The organism is Vibrio sp. A37 (assembly GCF_059777565.1).
Window position 1 is genome coordinate 22056 of record NZ_JBLNLI010000025.1, and the last position, 6196, is coordinate 28251.

The following is a 6196-nucleotide window of genomic DNA, read 5'->3' on the forward strand; positions in this document are numbered from 1 at the left end:
TCATTATCCTGCCACGTTCTAACAGGTAGAGAAAATAACAGGAATCATTACTTGCTACTTAATTTTTTTTCATTATCTTCTATACTGCTTACTAATGCCAATTCTCTCTTTTTAAAAAAATATTCAAGTTTTTCTAAAGGCATCGGTCTAGAAAAATAATAGCCTTGTGCCAAGTCACATTTCATTGATCTTAAAAAGCTTGATTGATCTAATGTTTCAACACCTTCAGCTATTACTTGCATGTTCATTTTTTTAGCTATTGAAATAATAGCTGAACACAAAACTTTATTAGTGAGGCGATCACCCTCACCCGAGACAAAACTTTTATCGATCTTAAGTCCATCCACAGATATTTTTTGGAGATAGTTCAAAGAAGCAAATCCAGTACCGAAATCATCTAACCAAACTTTTATACCTTTTCTCCTAAACTGACGCAGTGACTTTTCTGCAAAAAACCAGTTGTCGATAACAGATGTTTCGGTGACTTCAACTTCTAATCTCGTGGGAGATACACCATTTTCTTCCATCCTATTAACTACATATTTTACCAAATGACTGTCGAGAAGCTGCCGAGCTGACACATTAACTGACACACTTAAATCATCTGGAATTCTACCAGAAGAAATATCTTCAATAACCTGCTTTATAACCCATTTACCTAGCCCATTAATCAAACCTGATGACTCAGCTATTGGGATAAAGATATCTGGCGAAATATATCCTTTAACTGGGTGATTCCACCTTATAAGAGCTTCTAAACCACTGACAAAGAAAGTTTTCAAATTTATTTTTGGCTGATAGAAAACTTCGTATTCGTCAAAGTCTATCATAGATTTTGTCAAATCACTTTTTAATTCTTGAGCTATTTGTATTTTGTTTTTTAATTTAAGATCATAATGAGTTACATTATTTTTTCCCAAATTTTTCGACTCATACATTGCCAAATCTGCTTGCTTAATCATTTCATCCAAACACTCTATAGTATTTTTATATTGAGAAATACCTATACTTGCCTCAACAGAAACATTTTCAAAAACACTCTTTATGTGTACTGGATTAGTAATGACATCTATAATTTGGAAAGCTATATCATTTAATTTTTCTTTAGAATAGTCACCATTAATATAAATTAAAAACTCATCTCCACCCACTCTAGCAAATATACTTTCGTATGAATTTTCATCTAAGTACATTGATATCCTACGAGAAACTTCAATAAGAAGTTCATCGCCTGCATTATGTCCAAAATTATCATTAATAGCCTTAAAAGAGTTAAGGTCTATAAAAAAAATTGAGAATGAATCATCTGAAAAATTCTTATTTTGAATTATTTTCTCAATTTCCTCCATGAAATAAAGCCTATTAGGAATACGTGTCAAAGCATCATTATACGCTAAGTTTTTTATTTTTTTTGTACGTTCACATATAATTTCGTCCATATGATTTATAGATCTAGCAAGTAAGTTTAACTCGTCATTGGATTTTATATTATTGTAAAGCCCATAGTTTCCGATTTTTATTTGGTTTGATTGTTCCACAAGTTCATAGATAGGTTTTGAGAACCTTCGTCCTAGATGCAAGGATAGTATCATACCAATGAAAAATACAACAACAAAGATATATGCACTTATATTGTAATAACTTTTTTCATTATCATCATTAATTTTTGTAATTATATTTCTATGTTTTACAATACTATTTAATGTACTGTTTAAAGAATAATCGATTAAAACACCACCTAAAATAGAACCATTAATTTCTAAAGGCAATGTTAAAGATAAGGAATTGGTTTTTTTTTCATGATATATTGTGTTATTTTTTAATTTTTTTACTTGGTCATTATTAATTGATATAATACTGGAATATTTTTGTTCTGGATTAGTTGAATAAAAAACCTTACCATTCAAATCAAATACAACTATTCTTTCAATGTTATCATCAACAGTAATAGATTCAACAATATGCTCTATACTATCTATATCATGAAAATATATGGGTTCAACGAGAGATTCTGATATATATTTTAATATGGTGGTTGAGGTTTTAACTGCTTGTTTATAATAGTTATCCTCAATGTTGTTAGTTGTTTCTAATAATAGTTTTTTGGTATATTCTCTATGAAGAATATTTTGAGTAGAAAATACCAAAATCAAAATAAAAGTTATAAATGAAAAGCTTACAGCCAATATCTTATTTTTTATTTTCATGGCTATTTTCCACTAGTGATTTTAAGTTGTTTAATTGAGAGCCAATATCCCTTATCTTTTCAATTTCAACTCTAGAGATCTCATCAAACTTAGAAGTGTTTTTTAACGATATGAGAGCTTTTTGCCCGCCTTCAGAATAGTTTGCATTATATAAAATTTTTCTAATTCTTGATTTTGTTAGTGGATCTATGTTTGATCGTATTAAAGCCACAGATCGAGGTACTGGGGCAGATTCAAAGAAAATATTTAGGTCTGATTTTACAACCTCAGGCACTTCATCTTCCCAATCAACATTACTAAATGCAGCAGCAGCTACTATTTTATTATGTACCAGATACATCATATTAGATTCGTCTCCATATCTTGATAGTTCATTCGAGAAAAAATAATAAACTGTATCTTTGTCAGATGCATGTCTGACAGTTGCATTGATGGGCGATTTGATTTTTTTTAATTTATAACCTTTAGATAACAATTCTATCGATGGTATCAAAAAAGCACTTGTTGAATTTTTATCCTCAAAGACTATGATCTTACCAGCTAAGTCATCAAAACTATTAATTAAATAATTTTTATGTGAAAAAAAAACTGTATGATATTCAGAAATTCCACCTTTCCATTGGCGAGCAATAATATCTACATTCCCACTTTCTAGTAACAAATATGCGGGGAAAATAGTATCCAAGACCAAATCGACTTGATTTTTTTGAATGAAAGATATCATTTCCTCAGCGGTTTGGGTCACAACCACTTTACCAACTTTGGTATTCTCATTAGTTAAATTAAGAGCGATATAATCTGCTAATGGTTTGGTTCTAATTATGGCTTTCTTTGGCTTAGTACTGATAACTCCAATCACGAACTCATTTTTTATACTTTCTGATGCATATATGGGGGTGACCAAGGAACCTAAAAAATAGATAACAAGGAAAATATACTTGAAATATGTATTAATATACCTTGGCATTTTATGTCCTTATCTGGTAGCTTTAAGTCCGTTCGGTATTTTTAGACTTCCTCGAGACTAAAATCAATTCCCTAGAAGCAAACTTTTTATCTTTACCTCCTATAGTATATAGGTGCTCCTTTAAAATAATTAACAAAATTAAAAAAAAATTGGTTTCCGTAACTTTGTCTAAAAAAAACATCAATAAAATGAAAAAGTTGAGATTATTGCGGTTTATTTACGTATTATGGGAATGGGCGATCTCTCACAAAAAAAAAGTATTATGTATTACTTTATTATGAGAATTTATTAATTATGCTATTGAAGATAAATTCAGTTTTATTGTAGACATTTACAGCTTCATGACAAATAACGGCTTCGTTGCAAAGCTTTTCTATTGAGCCAAACTTAATCGGAACCACTAGTTTTGGTTACCAGGCTAAGTGAGTACGATCACTAATGAGAGGTACCATGACAAATAACAAGAAACGAATTACCCATTCCCTCCCCTGATTAGAGCAGAAGAGCTGGAACTGGTAGAGGAAGTGGAAGTCGCTGTAGTAGATAGACAATTCTCTTTATATAAACCTTAATTAAGCCTCAAAGTAAAACGCTAATCCCGGTCAAAGAGAACAAGAATTGACAGTAAAGAAGTAAGTTTAAAAGGCAATTGGCTGAGCTGGCAGAATAGCTTGATACAGTAATAAAGGCTCCTATTTCGCTAATAATCTAAAGTAAATTGCTACGAATTTTTGCTCGAACATCTGGTTTACTAAGTGCTTTCCGTATGGTGAAGTGGGTTTTATTCCTGGGTGAATGATTGCAGGAAACATTACCAACAGCTTGATGCTATTCTCAAACAGTCTTTTGACAATAGCAAAGGTCAAGATAGCTCAAGGCTTTAGCGAAGAAGTGCCGAAGATATAACGTATACTGCCACAAGCAAGGCTAGGGTTGTACTTGGCAGTCATAATTGACCTAACTCACGACAAGTCATTGTAGGTCTATAGATACGAGTATGACGGCCATGACTATTTCTCAAACATTGAATTATGAATAGCATACATTATCACAGACAAAACTATATCTCTTATCGTATCAGTACTTTGAATATTTTTTATCAATAAAAATTTCAACTTGTTTATTCCTTAACACATTGGTAAATAAAACATTTTATTAAAATTTTCATAGTGACTTTTAATTAATTTTTGCTAAATTGGGGTAAATAGTAAAGATTAATAGTGCAAGATAAACACTCTACATATTATATAATGATAATTTTGTTGATTTAGATCAATCAAAAAAATAACATAAAGTTTACATTTTAAGTAAATTAAAAACATCACGGATGGATGTAATGTCATTAATAAAAAAATATTACGCTTTCATATTTATATTTACTTTAGGATGTATTTTTTGGCAACTTGAACCACCAAGTGACTTAAAAATAACAGCCTATCAAACAAGTATTATATTTATAGGAACAATTTTAGCGATAATCTTTAATGTACTTCCAACAGGAGCTACAGCATTACTTGGGTTAACAATTTTTGTAGTATTAGACCCATTAAACACAGGCAACTCTAAAAGCTCTATGCTGGCCGGATTAAAAGATTTTGACAACGCACTTATTTGGTTAATTGTTATAGCTTTCACAATGGCTCGTGCTTTTCAAAAAACAGGATTAGGACGAAGAATAGCACTAATCTTGTTAAAAAACTTTGGCCAATCCTCTTTAAGAGTCGCGTACTGTTTGGGAATCGCGGACTTTCTTATCGCTCCAGCAACCCCGAGTAATACTGCAAGAGCAGCTATTACATCTCCAATTGCTAATGCACTAGCTAATGCTATTAACCCTGACGATAAAACTTTAGGTAGATATCTTATATCTAATTGTTCTGCAATGAATGATTCTTCGGCTGTAGGTTTTTCTACTGGATTTGCAGGTAATATAGCTTTGGTCGGTATAGCTACAACTGTGCTCGGTATTTCTTTAAATTTTGGTTTGTGGGCCTTGTATCTGTTAGTTCCAGCTTTAGTTTTGCTTATTACAATGCCTTACATTTTATATAAAGTAATTGATCCAACAACTAAAAAAACACCTCAAGCACCTATATATGCATTGCAAGAACTAAATAAGATGGGAAAAACAACAGCGAATGAAATTAGCCTGTTACTCATTTTTATTTTACTTGTATTAATGTGGGTTTTTGGTAGCTACCTCGGCATTTACACGACCGTTGCAGCATTTATTGGATTAAGTGCTTTGTTAATAATGAATGTTTTAACCTGGGAGGACATTAAGTCAGAAAAAGGAGCCTGGGATACCTTAATTTGGTTTTCGATTCTTATGGGTATGGCCAACCATCTAAAAGAAACCGGTTTTTCAAATTGGGTTGGTAAGTCTGTATCTGATTTCCTTGAAATTTATATGTTTGACTCAAGTCCCTATATATTTTTGATTGCTATGATGACGTTTTATCTATTTACAGCATATTGTTTTGCGTCTGGCACTGCAAAAGTTATGGCTCTTAGTCCTGTAATTTTAACTGCCTTAGTATCATTAGGTGTAGACCCACTGATAGCAGTTTTATCTGTGGCAGGAATTACTAATGTAGGTTGTAACTTGTCCACTTATAGCCATGCTCGCAATCCTCTTTTACTAGGATACGGATACCACACTAATGGAGAGTGGATGAAGATTGGTTTAATCATAGCTTTATCTGGTTCAGTTATTTTTATGTTCACTGGCTTGGCTTGGTGGTCAATTTTAGGGGTGACTTAAACTAACATCTGATTGTTTTCGTAATTGATGTTAAAGACTTTGATAACTATTCTCACAGCCTTTACGGACAATAGAAACGTTCAATCTGACAGTTTTTTACGTTGATTAGTCCAATGCTGGTCATTGTGATTATCGATAAAAAGAACTTTATCAATAGTAGGCTATGATTTTGTTCCAACATATACAAAAATTTATCAGTTTCCCAAAAGCATTGGAGAGCAACTTTGAAAACCATAACGACAGATATTGCAATCGTAG

General features: G+C 31.8%; 3 protein-coding genes. 1 reads left to right on the top strand and 2 read right to left on the bottom strand.

What is annotated here, in order from left to right:
• Positions 1-47: 47 nt before the first annotated feature.
• Both ACM2FC_RS21685 and ACM2FC_RS21690 read right to left on the bottom strand, forming a co-directional pair.
• Positions 48-2207: a bifunctional diguanylate cyclase/phosphodiesterase gene (locus ACM2FC_RS21685; protein ID WP_498483137.1), complete on the bottom strand. Its 2160-nt coding sequence runs from the start codon at positions 2205-2207 to the stop codon at positions 48-50.
• Positions 2191-3174, bottom strand: coding sequence for a phosphate/phosphite/phosphonate ABC transporter substrate-binding protein (locus ACM2FC_RS21690; protein WP_498483138.1), 984 nt, complete (start codon positions 3172-3174; stop codon positions 2191-2193). Before ACM2FC_RS21690 ends, ACM2FC_RS21685 begins: the two co-directional genes overlap by 17 nt.
• A 1336-nt stretch (positions 3175-4510) precedes the next feature.
• On the opposite strand from ACM2FC_RS21690, the gene ACM2FC_RS21695 reads away from it, so the two are divergent.
• The gene (locus ACM2FC_RS21695; RefSeq protein WP_498483139.1) at positions 4511-5938 is read left to right on the top strand and encodes a DASS family sodium-coupled anion symporter; all 1428 of its coding nucleotides are present in this window, start codon (positions 4511-4513) and stop codon (positions 5936-5938) included.
• Positions 5939-6196 lie beyond the last annotated feature (258 nt).

Excerpts from the sequence above, each read along its gene's own strand:
- ACM2FC_RS21690 (WP_498483138.1), bottom strand. The coding sequence starts at position 3,174 with ATGCCAAGGTATATTAATACATATTTCAAGTATATTTTCCTTGTTATC.
- ACM2FC_RS21695 (WP_498483139.1), top strand. The coding sequence starts at position 4,511 with ATGTCATTAATAAAAAAATATTACGCTTTCATATTTATATTTACTTTA.
- ACM2FC_RS21685 (WP_498483137.1), bottom strand. The coding sequence starts at position 2,207 with ATGAAAATAAAAAATAAGATATTGGCTGTAAGCTTTTCATTTATAACT.